Raw genomic sequence first — 20,374 nt, 5'->3', positions numbered from 1 at the left:
CTCTATATGCTACAATACAGCTAATTATATCTCTTTAACAGTTTTTCACATCATGAATCAACCTCTGTTTAAGGAAAAGGAGGAGGATTATATGATAAATACAATTGTTCAATCTGACGATACGTGGATGCTTTGGGGAATATTGGCTGTTTGGGCCTCGATTAGTATTTTTCTTGAACAGAAATATAAGTGGGCCTCAGTCCTGTCAGGAGCCGTAATTGCCCTACTCGGCGCTCTCATTCTTTCCAACCTTAACATTATTCCAACAGAGTCTCCTGTGTATGATGCTGTATGGACATACCTTGTTCCACTCGCAATCCCCCTTTTACTTTTTAACATTAATATGAGAGAACTTTTTCAAGAAAGTAAAAAGCTTATTTTAACTTTCTTGATTTGTGCTATTGGTACTGTTATCGGAAGCTCAATTGGTTTCTTTCTTTTGAAAGATCATATTCCAGAGCTTGCCAAACTATCTGCTGCTATTGCTGCTTCTTATGTTGGAGGCGGTGTTAACTTTGCGGCTGTAGTAGCCCGGTTCGAACCTTCTAGTGAAATGGTATCAGCAACCGTTGTAGCAGATAATATGGTGATGGCTGCTATGTTTGCTCTTTTTATGCTCATTCCATCTCTTGTGTTTTTTAAAAAACGATTTAACACTCCGCATATTGATGAGCTTGAACGTGGAAGAGTAAATAAAGAAGAAACACTTGCATCAAAGTATTGGCGTAGAAAGGAAATTTCCTTAAAAGATGTTGCCGCCTCTGTTGGGACTTCTTTTTTCTTAGTTGTTCTTTCATTTAAACTAGCCGAATTTTTCGATCGTGTCATTCCTAGTGATGAAAATACTTCAGGGATTGTAGTTTTTCTAAATGGTATGTTAGGAGAAAAATATTTGCTCCTCTCAACGCTTACGTTCCTTTTTATCTACTTCTTCCCAAACTATTTTAATAAAATAAGGGGCGGACAAGAACTTGGCACATATCTTATTTACATTTTCTTTGTTGTGATTGGTGCCCCTGCTTCAATTTCTTTAATTATTGAAAAAGCCCCGCTTTTAATTTTATTCGTTTCAATTGTTGGTTTATTTAACTTAGGAACAGGACTTCTATTTGGAAAACTATTTAAGCTTGATCTTGAACATATTGTTCTAGCAAGCAATGCAACAGTAGGAGGTCCAACAACAGCAAGTGCAATGGCAATTGCAAAAGGGTGGAGAAATTTAGTAGGACCTATTTTAGTTGTTGGCACATTAGGGTATATTATTGGAAACTATATTGGATTTCTACTTGGTCACTGGTTTTTAACATTTTAAATGCACCAAACTATCCAAATAGTGGTATTATATTCAATAGTTTAGTATATTTTGTAAAAGGCGGTGCCTACAATCGAAAACATAGTGATTTATGAAAGATTAAAAGAAATAAATGAGGAACTATACGATCCTTTCCCGTATGAAGAAACAAAGAATATTAAGAAAGATTTTAAAGAGTGTTTAACGTCTGAAGCTTATTTTAATGCTGATCTTAATACATACATGATGAACATTGTAGGAAGCGTTAATTACGTTTTGCGCGGAAAAGGAACGAAAATTCCTGAGCGACAGATGAATGCTCTTAGTCTCACTTTCTTTGAAGCTTTTCCTCAATATGCTTTTTTAGAAAACAAGATGAACCAGTACCCGCTTTTTTATCGGGAGTATGCTAGAAATGAAGAAGCACGAAGACTTATTTTACGCTATGTAGAGAACGAAGGGGTTTTAAGTAAATAACCCCTTCTCTTTTCATTCTCTTCATCCTTGATTCTTTCTACAAAAACGAGTGAAAATATCTCCTACATTACATTTTACTCCTGTTTAAAAAATGAACATATCCTCCCTTTCCTTCATTATCTACATTCCATCCTATCTCACTGAAAATGCTGAGATTTCCTTCGTATTTAAGCACGCTTTTTTCTTTTATTATTTCGTATTGATGATACACATATATTGAAAAGGCTAGAAAACCGAGTAAAAAGCTTAAAATAATTACTGCTTTTATACGAACTTTGTTTCTCTTTCCCATCTTGTCACTCCTTTCAACTCTCCTTGAAAGGATACAAGGTTAATGTTAAAAATTGGTTAAACTATAGTTAATACATGTTTAATTTATCTCCCTACCACCCAAGAGGATATGTTTCTCATACAATCATCTTTTCAACTCACCTTTTGAAGCCATTCTTTTGTCACACGAACCATTTCATCTTGCTGTTGTTTAGGCGTGATTGTCGCTTTGTTGTCTCCTTTTTGTTTTCCATATAGTCCAAACTGAGCATGATTTCCACCTTTAATTTCATGCACAACTGCACCTTTAGATAAGAGATGATGAGTTTGTGCTATTTTCTTTTTAGTTGATAAACCATCAAGCTCTCCGTAGAGAGACAGCATTGGACGTTCTTTTTCCGAAAAATCATTACTTTCATTTGGATAAGACCCAAGGAAAATAATGCCGTTTATCTCTTTTGGATGTTTATAGGCATAAGAAGCGGCACTAACACCTCCAAGAGAATGTCCCCCAATATACCACTCTTCAATGTCATCGTATTTTTCAATAATATCTTCTGCTCTATTTTGATCGAAAATGGAAAAATTCAGTAAAACATGTGGAATAGCTACAAAATATCCATCTCCTGCTAGTTTTTTCCATAGTAGCTGTACGCCTCTGGCTCTACTTTTGCTCCAGGATAGAGAATAATTCCTTTTCCATTGCTTTTTTTAGGTTGAAGAATAACAGTATCGTCTTCGTGCTGTATATTTTCACTATTAACAAGTGTTGTAAGCTCTTTTGATGGTTCATATGTAAGTTGTGACCAAACAAAAAAGCTTCCTACTCCAATAAGTAGCAAAACAAAAACCGTAATAAGGCTGTATTTAATTCCTTTTTTCATCTTTTCTTTCTCCTTTTTAAAGAAATCCTTTGAACAAAGTTCAAAGGATTTCTTCGCTTAATTCTCTTCTCTTGCTTTGACCTTTCCAAGCTTTGAAGGCCAGAATGCCCATTTTCCTAATAGACTTGTAATCGCTGGAACGAGCAGTGGACGAACAATGAACGTATCAAGCAAAACTCCAATTGCTGTAATTAAGCCAAACTGAACAAGCACTTGAATCGGAAGTGTTGTAAGTACAGCGAACGTTCCTGCCAAAATAATTCCTGCAGACGTAATTACACCACCGCTTTGGCCAACTCCTTCTTTTATTGCTTCCTTAAGCAGCAACTCTTTTTTCTTTTCCCATATGTTTGAAATCATAAAGATGTTGTAATCTTCTCCAAGAGCCACAATAAAGACGAAAGCATATATAGGGATAAGCCCTGAAATAGCTCCTATATCAAATCCATAATGAAGAATAATCCAGCCAAGCCCAAGTGCGCTCGTAAATGAAATTAATACTGTTGCAATTAAGTACACCATTGCCACAATAGAACGTAAATAAAGTAAAAGAAGCAGTGCTACTACAACGATGACGAAACTAATAATCTTCATCTCATCTTGAGCAATAACAGTTCTTTGATCAAGCTGCTCTGCCGTTTGACCACTAATCCAGACATTTTCAAATCCTTTGTCACCTGAAAGCTCTTTAAGATCTTTACGCAACTCTTCTACATCATCCATCGCTTCATTACTATACGGATTTTGTTCAAGTTCAACTTTATAAGAAACAAAATTTTGATCACTTTGACTCGTTTCCGAATTGTCAACACGACTTATTCCGTCTAAACGAGCAAGATCGTTTTTAATATTCTCGTTTTCATCATTTTGTTCAAAGACAACTGTTAAAGGAGCGAGATCTCCTGCTCCAAATCCATCGCTAATAAGATTGAAGCCTTCGCGAGACGGCGTATCTTTCGGAAATGCTGAAAGCGTATCATATGAATATTTAATTCCTGTTACAAATGTGGAACTCACAATAAGAAACAAGAGTGTAATGATAACGGTACGAACAGGCTTGTTAGCTGAATAAGCTCCAATTTTATACCAAAAACGAGATTGCTTGTGAAGCTTAACTTTTTTATTTTTTTCCTGTGCTCTTTCGTTTTCCATCTCTTCTGTTCTTGGCACAAATGGGAAAAATGCGCTTCTACCAAGAATACTTAAAAGTGCTGGCACAAGTGTTAAAGATGAAATCATCATAATAAAAATAGATAAGCTAAACGGGATGGCAAAGTTGTGAATTGTAGCATATTGAGAAACTAGTAAAACTAAAAGTGCTGAAACAACGGTTAAACCACTTACTCCAATGGCTCCCGACGTATCTAGAAATGCACGTTTTAAAGCTCGAAGACGACTCCCTTCTTTATAGAGGAAAAGACGAAAGCGTGAAATTAAAAATAAACAATAATCTGTTCCAGCTCCGAAAAGAAGAACTGTCATAATGGAAATACCTTGAGAATCATAACTTATATAGCCAGCCTTTGCGAGAGCACCGAGAATTGGTGTTGCAACAGCATAAGCCGCTCCAACTGCAATAAGGGGAACAAAAGGCAAAATTGGCGAACGATAAATAAGCAGTAAAAATACTAGGACAAGTAAAACTGTTCCAATTAATAAAGAAACGTCAGCATTTTTAAATAAGCCTGTTGCATCAACGCTAATTCCCGCAGGCCCTGTAACACGAGCAATAAGGCTGTCTGACGTTATTTTTTCATTAAGAGGATTTCCTTCAAACTCACGATCTACACGCGTCTCTAATTCTGTAAGACTTTCTTTTAATTCATCAGAAGAAGCTCCTTTTTCAAATAAAACCGTTTGAATAAAGGTTGTGCCACCTTCAGAAACAAGTTCTTTTAAAGCAGGCATTGGCATTTTATCATACGGCACTGCCAACTCTTGATGAGGGAGCTTGCTTTCATTCAACTCTTTTGACAGAGAGGCAATAGCAGTAAGCTCTTTTTCACTAATGCCGTCCTTGTTATACCATGTAAGCAAGGCAGGTACACCATCGCTGTTTGGAAACTTTTCTTCTACAATACGAGCAGCTTTCATAGAAGGTTCACTGCTTGGAAGTGGCTCAACGCTGTCATCTGTATAGGTACTTGAAGACGGAAGCACCATTTGTAAAACTCCAATAAGTAAAACCCATACAATAAGAGTAATCCAGCGACCTTTTTTACCAACAATTCCACTTATGAGTTTTTTCATAAAATGATTTATATTATCCCTTCTTTCTATTTATCAATTGATAAGTCTATATTAAAAAAATTTCTTATCATGCGCTACATCGCTGCTTCTCTCCTTTATTAATCAATTGATAAGTTTTAAACACAATCTCCTCGCTCACGTTATATCATAAAACCATTTCACTTATCAATCGATAAATTATATTAATAGTGTGATATTGCGGGGGGATTCCTACTCACACCCCCATTTATATTACAGTGCTCTTTTTTTTGACAATCTTTCGATGTGCTAGCTTTCCGTTTTCTTTGTTCCATGTAAAATAAGATCAACAAGGGTTTTGAACTGTCCTGCTAAAGATTGTGGTTTTCCTTCCCATGTTGACATTGTTTGTCCTAAAGTAAGCAAACAAAAGCGTGCCGCCTCTTCCGGAGAGATTTGTTCCCTTAATGTTCCTTCGTTTTTCATCTCTTCAAAAACAGCAACAAACGAATCTAAATATGCTTCCTTCCAAAGCTTAAAAATAAAGCGTCTGTTTTCTTCCTTAAATTCAACGAGCGTATCGTGAAGCATCATCATCATGCTTGACGGATGTTCTTCAGAGAGAACTTCAAGCATTGTTTCTAATCGCTCTGCTACTGTTGGTTTAGACACAGACTTTAAACGTTTGCCAATCTTAGCAACGAATCCTTGAAGCATTGCCACGTACAATGACTCTTTATCAGAAAAGTGATAATATAATGCTGGCTGTGTAATACCACATTCAGAGGCAATTTCTCGTGTCGATACTGCCCGGTAGCCTTTCTCCATAAATAAATTTTGTGCCGTTTTTAAAATACGCTCCCTTGTCCATGCTAGTTCTTCCGCTCTTGTTCGTTTTTTCTCCATAAGGGTATGCTCCTTTCATAGCCGCTAAATTCAACCTTATCTCTTATTTTACATGATTTAAGAAAAGATAGCACAGATGAGTATAGAAGGAGCTTTGCAACTTCCTTATCACTTTTTAAACACTTCCAAAAACAGGGGATAATAAGTGAAAAGCGTAAGCTCGTACTCGCTTACATATCTATATTTTCAAGCTTTTTAAAATCCTTTGCTCACATTTATTCATTGAAGTTTTGACCCTCTTCTTATATAATGAAGTTATAATTTTCTGAACACTATCAATTATCTTTTATTTTAAACTTTTTAATATAATTCCCTTTTTTGGAGGATGCGATGAAAAAACTACAGGTGTTGTCAAAGATCTCAGAGTGCGGCATTGTTGCCGTTGTAAGAGGTGACTCAAAGGAAGAAGCGATTCAAACTTCAGAAGCTTGTATTGCAGGGGGGATTGCAGGAATTGAAGTAACCTTTACAATTCAAGGAGCTGAGGAAGTTATTAAAGAACTATCTTTTAGCCACGATAAAAATGTTAACGTGTGCATTGGAGCTGGTACAGTCCTTGACGCTGTTACAGCCCGCACCGCTATCCTTGCTGGTGCACAGTTTATTGTAAGCCCTCGCTTTGATGTTGAAACAGCAAAACTTTGCAATTTGTATGGTGTTCCGTATATGCCTGGTTGTATGACAGTCACTGAGATGAAGGAAGCGCTTTGTTACGGAGTTGACGTTGTAAAGCTCTTCCCAGGAAGCGCATTTGGTCCTGACTACGTTAAAGCTGTGAAAACTCCTCTTCCCCAAGTAAACATTATGCCAACAGGTGGCGTTGATCTTGATAATGTGGAAGATTGGATTAGAAGTGGATGCATTGCTGTTGGAGTTGGAGGAAAGCTAATGGCTCCTGCCAAAACAGGCGATTTCTCTCAAATCTCTCTTCTTGCCCGCCAATATGTTGAAAAAGTTCAAAATGGAAGAATGGCTCTTCAATAAACTAAGGACGAAAAGGAGAATGAAAAATGGAAACTCGTTATGCACATCATCCTGAAGATGTAAAAAAGCAAACAACAGAGGAATTACGCAAAAACTTTTTAGTTGAAACTCTTTTTGAAGCAGATTATGTTCATCTAACATATACACATAACGACCGCATGATCTTCGGTGGAGTCACTCCTAGTCAAGAAGAATTAACAATTAAATTAGATAAAGAGCTTGGCGTAAGTTATTTTCTAGAGCGTCGCGAACTTGGTATTATTAACATTGGAGCGGACGGAACTGTTATTCTTGATGGTGTCGAATATGAAATGAAAGGTCGAGATGGACTATATGTTGGACGCGGAACGAAAGACGTTAAGTTCCGTTCAAAAGATGCAAACAACCCTGCGAAATTTTATATTAACTCAACACCAGCGCACCATACATATCCAACGGTAAAGATTGATATTAAGAAAATTGATCCCCTTCATAAAGGTGAGCAAGGAACGCTAAACGAGCGCAACATCTATCAATATATTCACCCTAACGTTTGTGAAAGCTGCCAGCTTCAAATGGGCTTAACAATGCTTTCTCCTGGAAGCGTTTGGAACACAATGCCTTGTCATACACATGAACGCCGTATGGAAGTATATTTATATTTTGATATGGAGCCTGATACACGCATTTTTCACTTTATGGGAAAACCCAATGAGACAAGACACCTTGTAATGAAGAATGAACAAGCAGCAATCTCTCCAAGCTGGTCTATTCATACTGGAACAGCAACAAGCAACTATACGTTCATTTGGGGAATGTGCGGAGAAAACATTACGTACGATGATATGGATCATGTCAAAATGGAAGACTTACGCTAAGGAGGAACATGTAAATGACAAAAGATGTAAGCTCATTTTCAATGGACTTCTTCCGCCTTAACGGGAAAGTAGCAATTGTGACAGGAGGAAATAAAGGACTAGGTCAAGGCTGTGCTGTTGCCCTTGCTAAAGCTGGTGCGGATTTGTTTATTGTGACACATGGAAAAGAGTGGGACGAAACACGAGCTCTTGTGGAAGAAGCAGGAGGAAATGTTCATTTCCATCAAGCAGATTTATCAGATCGCACAGCTATTAAACAGGTAGTTTCAGAGTGTCTTAATATCTATAAGAAGATTGATATTTTAATTAATAATGCTGGAACTATCCGACGGGCTCCTATCCTTCAATATAAAGAAGAAGACTGGGATGATGTAATAGCGATTAACCAAGATGCTGTTTATTTTTTAAGTCAAGAAGCAGCAAAGATAATGGCTGAACAAAAGAGCGGTAAAATTATTAATATTGCTTCAATGCTATCCTTCCAAGGCGGAAAATTTGTTCCTTCCTATACAGCAAGTAAACATGCTGTAACAGGGCTTACAAAATCGTTTGCAAACGAACTTGCTGAATACAACATCCAAGTGAACGCTATTGCGCCTGGATATGTAGAAACAGCAAATACAGCTCCTATCCGTGCAGATGAACAGCGTAACAAGGAGATTTTAAGTCGAATTCCTGCTGGGCGCTGGGCAACTTCAGTAGACTTAATGGGTACAGCCGTCTTTTTATCAAGCAGAGCTTCGGATTATATGAACGGGCATATTTTAGCCGTTGATGGCGGTTGGTTAGCTCGGTAGACGGTTAAGCCGCATCAATATGATGCGGCTTTATTTTTATACAAAGGAGAGGAAGCGCGATGAATTTAGAAATTAGCGGACACGATTTAGAAGCATACACGCTAGAGACGTTTGCAAATAAAAAAAGAGTTCTAGCAAATGCTAGAACTCTTTTTTTATTTTTGCTCATCATACAACATTTCCATTTCAGCACTTGCAAGAATGAATGGTCCAACCCCTTTGTGGTCATTAGTCACAATTGGTTCACTAATATAGTAAGCAAACGAGCCATCTCTTTTATCTTTTCCACCGAGTCCTGCCACTTGGCATATTTTATTAACATTCACTAACCCATCTTTTGTTGTTAAGATAAATTCATCAATAATCCCTTTATAAATATGTTCAGCTTTTTCAAACCAGTCTTGTGATAAATAATTCTTTCTCACACCTTTTGCTATGGCATATAGCATCATAGCTGATCCAGATGACTCTAAATAGTTTCCTTTTCGCTCCAGCTGGTTTACAATTTGATACCATACTCCTGTTTCTTTATCTTGATAGTTCATCATTGCTTCTACTGTTTCTTCTAACATATTAAGAAGAACGTCTCTTCCTTCATAACTTTCTGGAATGTAATCGAGTACATCAACAATTGCCATCACATACCAGCCGATTGAGCGTGCCCAATAATGTTTTGAAAGGCCTGTTTCTTTATCACACCAAGGCTGCTCTCTTTTTTCGTCCCATGCATGATGAAGAAGACCTGTTTCTTCATCTCTTGTATGCTTGTAAGAAAGAATAAATTGTTTCATCACATCTTCAAACTCTGCTTCTTCACCAAAGTCTTTAATGTAGCGGGCATAAAAGACAGATCCCATATAAAGACCGTCCAACCAAATTTGGTATGGATAAATTTCCTTATGCCAAAATGCTCCTTCACTTGTGCGTGGATGGTTTATTAACTGACTTCTTAAAAGATTTGCTGCCTTTTTATAGCGCTCATCTTCTGTATGTTCATAAAGAGCGAGAAGAACCTTTCCATTGTTAATGTGATCAATGTTGAATTCATTTGATGAATACTTTGGAATATTGCCGTTCTCATCAACGAATAAATCCATACTTTTTATCATATATTCCAAATATTTTCTATCACCTGTTTTGTTGAAGACAAGCTCCATCCCTTGAAGAACAACTCCATCTTCATATTCCCATTTTGTATTAATTTCTGGTCTTCTTTTCATAACAGAATCTGATGTTTTAGCAGCCCAATCATTATAAAGTTTCTTATCATTCATTTGTAACATTATTCCACCTCATTATTAGATTTTTTATTATATGAGAAAAAGCTTATGCTTTTAAACTTGAGTCGATGTCTGGCTTCTGCTGATAGCCAACGTTATTGTTTCCAAAACATTTTTCATATGGAAACCCTGTTAGCGCTTCCACTACAGTGCGCGTTTTGTTGTCAACTTCTTTCATTGAACCACCGCCATTAATACGGTCAATTTCTTTGATTAGAATACCATGTGATTCACGATCTAGTTTTAGTTTATAAGCTGAGATTACCCCTCCAATTGCAAGGCAGATAACGCCGATAGCAAATACTCCTACAACGGCTTGAACGGCTGCTTCGGGCTGCGTTGACTGACCTGAGACAAAACCGAATTTTCCTAATACCCAGCCAAGAATATATACTACAACAGCTCTTGTAAGTTTTCCTGCAAACGTCATTACACCAGCGTAAAGTCCTTCACGTCTTCTGCCTGTTACGGCTTCATCAACGTCAGCTAAAAATGTATATACGTTCCATGGAATGTAGAATACTCCTCCTGTTCCTAAGCCAAAGAACATCGTAATTGCAAACAGAAGAATTACAAGGTTTTCTGAACCTGTAAAGTAAAGAGCTGTATAGCCGATAACACTTAATATAACAACATTCAGAGCAATTCGAAATGGACGTGCAAATCCCATTTTCACGCAAAGCCAAATAAAGAAAGCGGTTGAGATAAGCTGCATGATTGAGCTGAAGCTTAATAAGTTAGAAACAAGTTCAGAACTTTGACCAAGACCAAAAACAATGAAATACGTAAAGGCAGAAGCGAACAGCCACTCTGCTCCAAATCCAAACAAGTACATTCCTAGATGATGACGAAACGTCCGAACTCTAAACGTTGATATCATATCAATAAAGAGCTTTTTCAATGATTCCCATAAGGATCCTGTACGTTCATCTTTAATCTCATCTGCTGAGCGCTCCCACGAAAAGATATAGAGACTGATGAGTGCGATAACCATAATCCCTCCATAGAGAAGACCCGTATAAAAGAAAGGTAATGGTGAGTCTTGCCCATATTCAGCAATAAAACGTCCTGGAATAAAAGCAGCGAGGAAATTCGCAATCTTCCCAAAGATGGCTTTGAAACCTGTTAACTTTGAACGAAGGCTAAAATCTGTTGTCATTTCAGCTGCAATTGTTTCATACGGTACCATAACAGATGTGTAGATTAATTCAAACAAAATATAGGTTAATAGATAATACCAAAACCCAAATCCTTCTACCCATAGCATTGGATAAACAAGCATAAGCGGTATTCCTAAAAGAATAAAAAACTTTCTTCTTCCAAATCGTTTCCCTAACCTTGTTTTATGAAAATTATCCGTAATAAAACCCATGATTGGATTACTTACAGCATCTACAACGCTTGCGATAGAAAAGATAGCTGCTGCTTGAACAATTGATAATCCACAGAAGGTGGTATAAAAATACATGAGCCATGCTCCACTGATGGCTAATGCCCCACTTCCAAGTAAATTCGCACTTCCGTAAGCAAGCTGATGGCTTAACCCTATTTTTCTCTGCACGAAAATCTCCCCTTCTTTACAGCACCGATAAAGAAACATGAGTTTTTGTTTGTCATAGATCGCAATTTATGTTTCAATAATGGTATGTCTATGAATTTATTAAAAATGACAGGCTATGTTCGCAAGAGAAATTACCCACTAATTTCTCTTGCTTTTTTTATTGCGCGACTTTTTTCTTAAAACTGTTATCTATCTCTACTTCCCTAAAATGTTAACGTTAACATTTTAGGGATCGCTAACTTACAAAGCTAAGAAGTTTTCTTCTCTTTTTTATAATTTTCAATCTTCTTAGCTTGAAATTCACGCTCACGTATATGCCAAAGTCTTTTTTACCCCCGTCCTCCTTTCTGCTTTTCCTTCGTTAGCATAAAAATTGCTCTAATGTTAACGTTAAGCTTTTATGTTTTCATTATAATGTTTTCTCTAGAAGAATACAACACATTTCTGAAAGCGGATTCATATTTTATTTTCTGCTTTTTTCTTTGAATTTTAGCAGATTTTCAATTGAAATTGGACGCTTTTCTTGGACTGAACGCCATACCCCTTCTCCTACTGCAATGGAGTAGGCACCAGCTTCTGCTCCTGCTAAAATATCATAATTTCGCAATGGATCTCTTCCTAAAAAAAGCTCTTCTAAAAGAAGTGGATCTCCACCTCCGTGTCCTCCTTCGGTTTCTACAACTTCAATGCTTTCTTTTGCCCCAAACAGCGGAAAATAATCAATTTTCTGCTTTGGAAATTGAAATGGAATTCGACTTGGCTCATGATATTCCGTTGTCTCAATTCTTCCTTTTGTTCCATTAATAGCAAGGCGATATCCTTCATATGGAAGCGAAAAATTAATAGAATAGCTTAAGAGCGCCCCTTTTTTATATTTAATCGCAGCAGCATACGTATCTTCAATTTCAATGTCATCGTCGAAAATACAAGCATCAGGACGATAGTTTGTATACATAGCTTGATTGCCGTTCATCATATCCTGTTGCAGATGATCATCTTGAACTATTCTACTCTCACTTCTATTGTTCCATCTCTGGTAATAATAACATCGATCTTTCACATGACAAGTACCACAAAAACGACCGCTCTCTTTTAATGGATTCCATTCTCCTTCTTCTCCATAGTAATGTAGACTTCCATATGCAAAAACTTCCTCGGGCACATCGTTAAGCCACCAGTTAACAAGATCAAAGTGATGTGTTGACTTGTGAATAGAAAGCCCTCCTGAACGATCGCGATATCTGTTCCAACGTTTGAAATAACTTGCGCCATGATACGTATCAATATACCAATTTAAATCAACAGAAGTGATTCTTCCTAGTTTTCCATCTAAAATCATTTCTTTGATTTTACGATGGTAAGGGTTATATCGATAGTTAAACGTCACCTTTACAGAACCTTCACTTTTTTTCTCCGCTTCCATTACTTTTCTTGCATCTTCTGCTGTTGTAACCATCGGTTTTTCTGTAATCACGTCAAGATTGTTTTCTAAAGCTTTCATAATATAATCAACATGTGTATCATCTCTCCCTGCTACAATCACTGCATCAGGTTTCTCTCGTTCTACCATCTTCTGAAACTCCTCTGGAAAATAAACGGGAGTCATAGCAAGGGTTGGGAATCTTTTTTTACAGGCTTCAAATCTTGCTTCATCATGGTCTAATAAACTAACAATCTTATGATCTGAAAAGGTTGTTAACATCGGTTTAATAAACATTCCTAATGCTCTGTTACTTACTCCACAAATGGCATACTTTTTCACTCTTCATTCCCCTTTCTTCTAAAGCGTAACACCTGATTTAAAAATTGCTATTTCCCGGAAGCTGTTCTTTTCATTGTTCACAAGTTCTCCGTTTGCAACAGAAGTAATATACGTAATAAAACGGTCTAAAGAAGCTTCTTCATTTTCTTCTTCAACAAGTGTTCCTGCATTAAAATCAATCCAATGCTTCTTCTTTTCATAAATCGACGTGTTTGTTGATATTTTCATTGTTGGAACAAAGGTACCAAAAGGAGTGCCTCTTCCTGTTGTAAAAAGTACAATTTGACACCCTGATGCGGCAAGAGCTGTTGAAGCAACAAGGTCATTTCCAGGAGCACTCAAAAGATTTAAACCTTTAGCTTCCAAAGACTCTCCATATTTCAACACATCTACAACAGGCGAAATTCCCGCTTTTTGTGTGCATCCAAGCGATTTATCTTCAAGCGTTGTAATTCCACCTTCTTTATTTCCGGGAGAAGGGTTTTCATAAATTGGCTGGTTATGGGTGAGAAAATATGACTTAAAGTCATTAATCAAATCAACGATTTTATGAAATACTTCTTCATTTTTAGCTCGCTCCATCAATAATGTTTCGGCACCGAACATTTCTGGAACTTCTGTAAGGACACTTGTTCCTCCCTGTGCAATAAGCCAATCAGAAAAGCGACCAAGAAGCGGGTTAGCTGTAATACCAGACAAACCATCAGATCCTCCACACTTTAGCCCAACTTTAAGCTCGCTTAACGGTACCTCTTCTCGTCTATCATTGCTAGCAGCTGCACTAATTTCCTTTAGCAGTTTTACTCCTTCTTCAATTTCATCTTCTACATCCTGTGAACGTAAAAATTTGATCCGATTTTCATCAAAAGAACCAAGCGCTTCCTTAAAATCTTCTAAACCATTATTCTCGCATCCAAGGCCTAAAACGAGAACTCCTGCTGCATTTGGATGCTTAACCATTTTAGTTAGAATAGTGCGTGTATTTACGTGATCGTCCCCAAGCTGTGAGCAGCCATAGTTATGTTTTAAAACCATCATATTATCAAATGGGTTATTAGGACCTACTTCAAGCTCAAATTCTTTAATCATCCGTTCCCCAATTCCATTTACACATCCAACTGTCGGAACAATCCATAGCTCATTACGGATACCTACATTTCCATCTTTACGCCGATATCCTTTAAAAGTTCTATGCTCTTTCACTCCTGTATTGTGTACTAGATTTTGTTGAAATGTATATTCTATTTTGTCGCTTAAATTTGTTTTCGTGTTATGAGTGTGTACCCATTCTCCTTTTGCAATCCTCTCTGTTGCATGCCCAATAGGAGCTCCATATTTGATAATATTTTCTCCTTGGGCAATATCTGTTAGCGCAATCTTATGTCCGCTTTTTATTCCGTCTTTAACTTCTACTTCATCTCCTGCAACCGTAATTTTTTCTTTGTCACGAAAACTTCTTAACGCAACAGCTACATTATCAGCTTCATGAATTTTAATTATGTTTTTCATTTTCTCGACTCCTTTTATGTTGTTGATAAATGAAAAAGTTTTTTTAGGGCGTTCTCCATACCTGCTTCTTCAATTTGCAAAATAGCATGCTCTACAGCATTTGCTAATCCAGGGATTTTGCTTAAATCTTCACCCCAATGTTCTTCTAGCGAAAGAACGGTGCTCACAAGATGGTGAATTTCCTTCTCACTATTGCTTTTTTCCCAAAGAGATTGAAATAGCTCGATAAGCTCTTTCTGATCTGAAAGTGGGATCTTCTCTTCTCCTCTTTTACCTTTATAAAAAACAAAAAGCGCACCAAGAGAAAAAGAAAGAAGCTTTGGAACTTTCCGATACTTTTCCACATACTCTCTCAATGTTGGAAGATTCCTAGCTTTAAATTTTGTAAGACTATTAAGAGAAATACTTAATAAGTCATGACGAATAAACGGATTTTGAAATCGTTCAAGCACTGCCTCTGCAAATGCCGATGCTTCTTCTTTAGAAACAGAAAGAACAGGGATAATCTCATCATAAGCAAGGGCTCGAATAAAAATCCCAATGTGATGACTGCTAATCGCTTCTCTTACTGTATTGTATCCTGCAAGATATGCAATAGGCATCATTGCTGTATGAAGGCCGTTTAATATCCTTACTTTCTGAAGTGAATATGGGGTAATATCGTCTACAAATTTCACATTCAACATTGCCTTTTCAGCTGGAAATTCCTCACGTACAAACGAAGGAGCTTCTATAACCCACTGATAAAAAGGCTCTGCAACAACAAGAAGATCATCCTTGTATCCTTCTTCTTCTTGTATTCTCCCTGCTTCTTTTTCCGAATAGCCAGGAACAATGCGATCAACAAGCGTTGAACAAAAGGTGTTGGCACACTGAATCCATGTGCTAAATTCTTTCTCAAGGCTCCACTTTTCAGCGTAGCGAAGCAAGAGTGCTTTCAATTTTTCTCCGTTTTGATCAAGCAGCTCGCAAGGTAAGAAAATAAGACCTTTTGTTTCATCTCCTTTAAAAAATTGGTATCTATGATACAAGAAAGCTGCTACTTTGCCTGGAAAACTTTCCTGTGGTTGATCTCCGAGTTTATCTTCTTCTCGAAACGCAATACCTGCTTCTGTTGTATTGGAAATAACGAAACGCAGATTTTCATTTTCTGCTATTTTTATATATTCATCATACTGTTTATACGGATGAACCCCTCTTCGCACACAACTTACAACAGAGGAGGTTTTAACTATTTCACCATGTTGTAGTCCCTGTAAAGAAACCGTAAACAATCCATCTTGCTCATTTAATTTTGGCGCATTTCCTGTTCTGCGAGGATTCACGGCTACAACCCTCCCATTAAAGTGGCCTTTCTCATTCATTTTCTGAATTTGCCAATCAACAAAGCCACGGAGAAAAACGCCTTCTCCAAATTGAAGCACATTCTCTGCTTGAACAGAATGAGATTCTGCATTTTTACGGCTTAATTTCATATTTATTCCTCCCCATTTGCACACGTTAACAATCAGAAGCCGGCTATTCCTATAACCGGCTCTATATTCATAAGCTTTTCACAGATTTGCGGCGAATTAATTCCGTATTAATAAACGTCTTCTTTTGAAGGTTTTCTTTCCCATTAATAAGCGATAAAATGGCCTCAACGCCTGCCATGCTAATTTTTTCAATCGGTCTTTTTACCGTTGTTAAAGATGGATTTGTATACTTTGCAGATTCAATATCATCAAAACCAATCACAGAAATGTCATGAGGTACGCTTAAGTTTCGCTCAAAAACAGCATTAAGTGCACCAATCGCCATATCATCATTTGAGCAAAAAACAGCTGTTGGCCGGTTTGGTAAATCAAGTAGCTTACACATCGCTTCATATCCGCTTTGCATATCATAATTTCCTTGCACAATATATTCTTGACGGATTGTGATTCCATTGTCTATTAACGATTGTAAGAAGCCGTCCCTTCGCTGCTGCGTTGATTTGAATCCTTGAATTCCTTCAATAATAGCGAGATCTTTATGACCTGAAGAAATGAAGTATTCTCCAGCTTCATAAGCACCTTCTTTATCATTAGACAAGATATTCATGACAGAGTCATCGTCCACTTGCCTATTGAGTACAACAAGTGGAATTTGCTTTTCGATAATATTGTAAATAAACATATTATCACGATCACTTTGACTCATTAGGATAATCCCATCAAAGCGCTTATTATTTATATAAGAAAAGTCGTCATAGTCATCAATTCCGCGCACAAACAAATTGTACTGAACATCAATAATCTTGTTCACTCCTCGAATTGTATCAACGAGAAAGCTTGGTGATGTTCCTGTTCCCATACTTGTAAAAAACAAACCAATTGTATGTGATTTTTGCATCACTAAATTTTTGGCGTGATAGTCTGGAATATAGTTAAGCTGATTTGCGATATCTAAAATTTTCTTTTTTGTTTTTTCTTTTATAAGCGGGCTATTGTTCAAAGCCCTTGAAACTGTCGTATGTGATACATTAGCTAGCTTTGCAATATCCTTAATTGTAACACTCATTTCATTTACCTACCTTTAGTGAGTTACCCTGTATTTTCAGTATAAGAATATCACAAAAACTCTCGAATAATAAGCAGATATCAGCTAAAGATGAGGATTTTCTAAATTCGAGCTTGAAGATCTTTCACCATTTCTTCGTGCTTTTCATCCGTTAATTTATAAAGTAAGCCAATTACAAGCATTGCAATCCCCAAAGCAACAGCAGGATAGAGAAGCAACAGACCTTTTATACCTAAAAGCGTGCTTGATGCTTGTGTAACATTTGGAATGTATCCAATAATACCAAGTCCAACTCCTGAGAGAAAACCTGACAGGGATTGAGCGAGCTTTCTCGAAAAGTTAAAGAGAGCATATGTTGTTCCTTCTTTCCTTTCTCCTGTTTTCCATTCTCCATAATCAATAATGTCTGAAACAAGCGCCCATGTAATTCCGTTTGGAATGCTAATCCCGATAAAGGCAATGCTAGCTAAAACAGTGAACAGCACAACATTTGACGGCATAAAGAAGTTTGCTGTATCTGCTATAATGCTTATGGCGAGCCCAATCATTGCCGTTTTTTTCTTACCAAAGCGCTTCACAAGCTTCGGAAGCATGATAACCCCTAGAAAAGAGGAACCAATAATAATAAAATTCATATAAGCCATAAGCTGAACATTTCCGAGATTATATTGAGCAAAATAGATAAGCATTGCTGATTTAATGTTGTAGGCAGATATCGTAAAAACCGTCATAAGTACAAGTGTTAAAAGTGGCTTATTTGAAGCAAAGGTTCTGATGATAGACATGAACGAAAGTTTTTCCTTTGGACCTTCTTTTACCACAATGCGTTCTTGGCAGTTACGATAGCATATATAGAATCCCAACACGCCAACAAGAGACATTATCCCCATTACAACAGGGTAGCCAATCTTTTCACTCGGAAACAACAGAATAAGAGGAACAACAGCAATGCTTGTGATAAAAAGTGCTCCAAGAGAACCTGTTTGTCTGAAAGCAGCAAGAGATGTTCGATCAGCAGCGTTTTGTGTCATTGCCGCCCCAAGTGAACCATAAGGGATATTAACAAAGGAATAGCCAATCCCCCAAATCATATAAGAAGCATATGCATAAATGAGCTTTCCTGTTGAGGAAATATTCGGTGAAATAAAGGTCAAAACAGTTAAAATAGCTAAAATAATGCTTCCAAATAGAAGATATGGTCGAAACTTCCCTCTTTCACCAATATTTCTCCGATAATCAATAGAAGAGCCTACAATTGGATCACAAATGGCGGCAAAAAGTTTGCTAACAAGAAAAATTCCTCCAGCAGCGGCGGCTGGGATTCCTGCTACATCTGTAAAAAACTTTAGTAAGTATAGCTGTCCTAAGTCAAACATAAATCCATTTCCAAAGTCTCCCATACCATAGGAGACTTTTTCTTTTATGCTAAGTCCTTCTACTTTGACCTCTACTTTTCCTTCTGTTTTTACAACGCTCAATCGCGAACTCCCCTTCTTTTACAATCTCCTCTCTTAGCTAAGATTGTTGAACTGTATAAGCTGGAAAATTGAAATAGCTTTTAGCATTGTTATAGCAAATTCCTTTTATAACGCGTTCTAAAAGTTCTTCATCAAATGGCACTTCCCCTTGCTCAACCCATGTACCAACAAGGTCACAAACAAGTCTTCTAAAATATTCATGTCTTGTATAAGATAAAAAGCTTCTTGAATCTGTAAGCATGCCAATAAACTGACTGAAAAGACCCATATTTGATAGCGCTTTCATTTGATCTAACATGCCTTCTCTCTGGTCGTTAAACCACCATGCTGTTCCAAACTGCATTTTCCCTGGTACTCCGCCTCCTTGAAAGCTTCCTATTACTGTTGCGATAACAGGATTGTCTTTTGGATTTAGAGAATATACAACGGTTTTTGGCAAACTCTCTTCTTTCTCTAGCTGATTGAAAAGACTAACAAGCGGCTTTGCTATTTCTCCGTCGTCCATTGCATCGTATCCCGTATCAGGTCCAAGATTTTCAAAACCTTTTGTGCTGTTATTTCGAAGAGCATGGATATGAAATTGCATAACCCAATCAAGTTCTTTATATAATTTCCCTAAGAAAATAAGCATATATGTCTTATATTTTCGCTCTTCTTCCTCTGTAATGCTTTGTCCTTGAAGCATTACTTTCTCAAAAATCCGTCCTGCTTCTTCTTTTGTTACCTCTTCATATACAACGCGGTCAAGAGCGTGATCAGATACTCTTCCTCCGACAGAATGGAAAAAGCGAACACGGCTTTCAAGTGCTTCTAGAAAACGATCATAGTTGTCAATAGATATACCAGCAGCTTCTTCGAGAGATTTAACCCAATTGCTAAACCCCTGCCGATTGATTTCAAGTCCTTTATCAGGTCTGAAACTCGGTAACACAGCTGTATCAAAGTTTTCAAGTTCTTTTATTTTAAGGTGATACTCTAGGGAATCTACAGGATCATCTGTTGTACAAATAACTTCAACTTTTGAAGCTGTAATAAAGTCCCTTGCTCTTAGTGACCCATCTGCTAACTTCTCGCTTGTTTTCTCCCAAATATCATCTGCTGTGCGTTCATTCAGAAGTTCATCAATATTAAAGAAGCGCTGCAATTCAAGATGTGTCCAATGAAAAAGCGGATTTCCAATTGTCATTGGTACTGTCTTAGCCCAAGCAATAAATTTTTCGTAGTCACTTTTGTTTCCTGTAATACAATCCTCCTCAATTCCGTTCGCTCTCATCAATCTCCACTTATAATGATCACCATCTAACCAAATGTCTGTTATATTACGAAACTGCTTATTTTCATAAATCTCTTTTGGACTTAAATGGCAATGATAGTCAATAATCGGCATATCTTTTGCGTATTCATGATATAGCTTTACTGCTGTGCTGTTTGTAAGTAAGAAATCTTCCCTCATAAATCCCTTCATCTTTTAAATATCCTCCTTTTTTGTTAACGTTAACATTTTGTGATAAACAATATTTATTTCATCAGTAAATTGTTAGGTTAATATTTTATCACTAGCTAACTCTT

General features: G+C 37.1%; 16 protein-coding genes and 1 pseudogene. 5 read left to right on the top strand and 12 right to left on the bottom strand.

What is annotated here, in order from left to right; all coding sequences use genetic code 11:
* The first annotated feature begins 91 nt into the window (after nucleotides 1–91).
* Nucleotides 92–1,312 carry a DUF819 domain-containing protein gene (locus MOC86_RS02935; protein ID WP_268582639.1) on the top strand — a complete coding sequence of 407 codons (1,221 nt, stop codon included), beginning with the start codon at nucleotides 92–94 and terminating at the stop codon, nucleotides 1,310–1,312.
* 63 nt (nucleotides 1,313–1,375) lie between these two features.
* On the top strand, nucleotides 1,376–1,768 hold the full coding sequence (locus tag MOC86_RS02930; protein ID WP_268582638.1) for a YxiJ family protein: 393 nt from the start codon (nucleotides 1,376–1,378) through the stop codon (nucleotides 1,766–1,768).
* A 67-nt stretch (nucleotides 1,769–1,835) separates the two neighbouring features.
* On the opposite strand, the gene MOC86_RS02925 is transcribed toward MOC86_RS02930, so the two are convergent.
* From MOC86_RS02925 to MOC86_RS02910, 4 genes and pseudogenes are all read right to left on the bottom strand, one after another.
* Nucleotides 1,836–2,060 (bottom strand): hypothetical protein, encoded by a 225-nt coding sequence (locus tag MOC86_RS02925; protein WP_268582637.1) that lies wholly within the window; start codon nucleotides 2,058–2,060, stop codon nucleotides 1,836–1,838.
* Nucleotides 2,061–2,191: 131 nt separating this feature from the next.
* Nucleotides 2,192–2,922 (bottom strand): annotated as a pseudogene (locus MOC86_RS02920) (alpha/beta fold hydrolase).
* A 57-nt stretch (nucleotides 2,923–2,979) separates the two neighbouring features.
* The gene (locus MOC86_RS02915) at nucleotides 2,980–5,172 is read right to left on the bottom strand and encodes an MMPL family transporter (RefSeq protein ID WP_268582636.1); all 2,193 of its coding nucleotides are present in this window, start codon (nucleotides 5,170–5,172) and stop codon (nucleotides 2,980–2,982) included.
* A 267-nt stretch (nucleotides 5,173–5,439) separates the two neighbouring features.
* The gene (locus MOC86_RS02910) at nucleotides 5,440–6,036 is read right to left on the bottom strand and encodes a TetR/AcrR family transcriptional regulator (protein WP_040058216.1); all 597 of its coding nucleotides are present in this window, start codon (nucleotides 6,034–6,036) and stop codon (nucleotides 5,440–5,442) included.
* A 330-nt stretch (nucleotides 6,037–6,366) separates the two neighbouring features.
* Here MOC86_RS02910 and MOC86_RS02905 point away from each other — a divergent pair, with 330 nt between their 5' ends.
* The 3 genes from MOC86_RS02905 to kduD are packed head-to-tail and all read left to right on the top strand — an operon-like array spanning nucleotide 6,367 to nucleotide 8,674.
* Complete coding sequence (locus tag MOC86_RS02905) at nucleotides 6,367–7,020, top strand: bifunctional 4-hydroxy-2-oxoglutarate aldolase/2-dehydro-3-deoxy-phosphogluconate aldolase (RefSeq protein ID WP_268582634.1); 654 nt, start codon at nucleotides 6,367–6,369, stop codon at nucleotides 7,018–7,020.
* A gap of 26 nt (nucleotides 7,021–7,046) precedes the next feature.
* Entirely contained in the window at nucleotides 7,047–7,877 is an 831-nt protein-coding gene (gene kduI, locus MOC86_RS02900; RefSeq protein ID WP_268582633.1) for a 5-dehydro-4-deoxy-D-glucuronate isomerase, read from the top strand.
* 14 nt (nucleotides 7,878–7,891) lie between these two features.
* Nucleotides 7,892–8,674, top strand: a complete 783-nt coding sequence (kduD, locus tag MOC86_RS02895; protein ID WP_268582632.1) for a 2-dehydro-3-deoxy-D-gluconate 5-dehydrogenase KduD — start codon at nucleotides 7,892–7,894, stop codon at nucleotides 8,672–8,674.
* A gap of 155 nt (nucleotides 8,675–8,829) precedes the next feature.
* Here the strand turns inward: kduD and MOC86_RS02890 are convergent, their stop codons facing one another.
* The 8 genes from MOC86_RS02890 to uxaC all read right to left on the bottom strand — a co-directional run bounded on the left by MOC86_RS02890 (nucleotide 8,830) and on the right by uxaC (nucleotide 20,270).
* On the bottom strand, nucleotides 8,830–9,957 hold the full coding sequence (locus MOC86_RS02890; RefSeq protein WP_268582631.1) for a glycoside hydrolase family 88/105 protein: 1,128 nt from the start codon (nucleotides 9,955–9,957) through the stop codon (nucleotides 8,830–8,832).
* Nucleotides 9,958–10,000: 43 nt separating this feature from the next.
* Nucleotides 10,001–11,515, bottom strand: a complete 1,515-nt coding sequence (locus MOC86_RS02885; RefSeq protein WP_268582630.1) for an MFS transporter — start codon at nucleotides 11,513–11,515, stop codon at nucleotides 10,001–10,003.
* A gap of 463 nt (nucleotides 11,516–11,978) precedes the next feature.
* Nucleotides 11,979–13,277, bottom strand: a complete 1,299-nt coding sequence (locus tag MOC86_RS02880; protein ID WP_268582629.1) for a Gfo/Idh/MocA family protein — start codon at nucleotides 13,275–13,277, stop codon at nucleotides 11,979–11,981.
* A gap of 18 nt (nucleotides 13,278–13,295) precedes the next feature.
* A complete protein-coding gene (locus tag MOC86_RS02875) occupies nucleotides 13,296–14,786 on the bottom strand; it encodes a UxaA family hydrolase (RefSeq protein WP_268582628.1) in 1,491 nt (496 codons plus the stop codon).
* A gap of 14 nt (nucleotides 14,787–14,800) precedes the next feature.
* Entirely contained in the window at nucleotides 14,801–16,261 is a 1,461-nt protein-coding gene (locus tag MOC86_RS02870) for a tagaturonate reductase (RefSeq protein WP_268582627.1), read from the bottom strand.
* Between the two features lie 67 nt (nucleotides 16,262–16,328).
* Complete coding sequence (locus MOC86_RS02865; RefSeq protein ID WP_268582626.1) at nucleotides 16,329–17,327, bottom strand: LacI family DNA-binding transcriptional regulator; 999 nt, start codon at nucleotides 17,325–17,327, stop codon at nucleotides 16,329–16,331.
* Between the two features lie 101 nt (nucleotides 17,328–17,428).
* The gene (locus tag MOC86_RS02860) at nucleotides 17,429–18,805 is read right to left on the bottom strand and encodes a glycoside-pentoside-hexuronide (GPH):cation symporter (RefSeq protein WP_268582625.1); all 1,377 of its coding nucleotides are present in this window, start codon (nucleotides 18,803–18,805) and stop codon (nucleotides 17,429–17,431) included.
* Nucleotides 18,806–18,842: 37 nt separating this feature from the next.
* A complete protein-coding gene (uxaC, locus tag MOC86_RS02855; RefSeq protein ID WP_268582624.1) occupies nucleotides 18,843–20,270 on the bottom strand; it encodes a glucuronate isomerase in 1,428 nt (475 codons plus the stop codon).
* Nucleotides 20,271–20,374 lie beyond the last annotated feature (104 nt).

The sequence above is a fragment of the Priestia endophytica genome (genome assembly GCF_026790145.1).
Taxonomy (GTDB): Bacteria; Bacillota; Bacilli; order Bacillales; family Bacillaceae_H; genus Bacillus_I; species Bacillus_I endophytica_A.
This window is presented reverse-complemented; position numbering and strand designations above follow the sequence as displayed.

Coding starts and splice junctions, on each gene's coding strand:
- MOC86_RS02935 (WP_268582639.1), top strand. CDS start 92: ATGATAAATACAATTGTTCAATCTGACGATACGTGGATGCTTTGGGGA.
- MOC86_RS02925 (WP_268582637.1), bottom strand. CDS start 2,060: ATGGGAAAGAGAAACAAAGTTCGTATAAAAGCAGTAATTATTTTAAGC.
- MOC86_RS02915 (WP_268582636.1), bottom strand. CDS start 5,172: ATGAAAAAACTCATAAGTGGAATTGTTGGTAAAAAAGGTCGCTGGATT.
- MOC86_RS02910 (WP_040058216.1), bottom strand. CDS start 6,036: ATGGAGAAAAAACGAACAAGAGCGGAAGAACTAGCATGGACAAGGGAG.
- MOC86_RS02905 (WP_268582634.1), top strand. CDS start 6,367: ATGAAAAAACTACAGGTGTTGTCAAAGATCTCAGAGTGCGGCATTGTT.
- kduI (WP_268582633.1), top strand. CDS start 7,047: ATGGAAACTCGTTATGCACATCATCCTGAAGATGTAAAAAAGCAAACA.
- kduD (WP_268582632.1), top strand. CDS start 7,892: ATGACAAAAGATGTAAGCTCATTTTCAATGGACTTCTTCCGCCTTAAC.
- MOC86_RS02890 (WP_268582631.1), bottom strand. CDS start 9,957: ATGTTACAAATGAATGATAAGAAACTTTATAATGATTGGGCTGCTAAA.
- MOC86_RS02875 (WP_268582628.1), bottom strand. CDS start 14,786: ATGAAAAACATAATTAAAATTCATGAAGCTGATAATGTAGCTGTTGCG.
- MOC86_RS02870 (WP_268582627.1), bottom strand. CDS start 16,261: ATGAAATTAAGCCGTAAAAATGCAGAATCTCATTCTGTTCAAGCAGAG.
- MOC86_RS02865 (WP_268582626.1), bottom strand. CDS start 17,327: ATGAGTGTTACAATTAAGGATATTGCAAAGCTAGCTAATGTATCACAT.
- uxaC (WP_268582624.1), bottom strand. CDS start 20,270: ATGAAGGGATTTATGAGGGAAGATTTCTTACTTACAAACAGCACAGCA.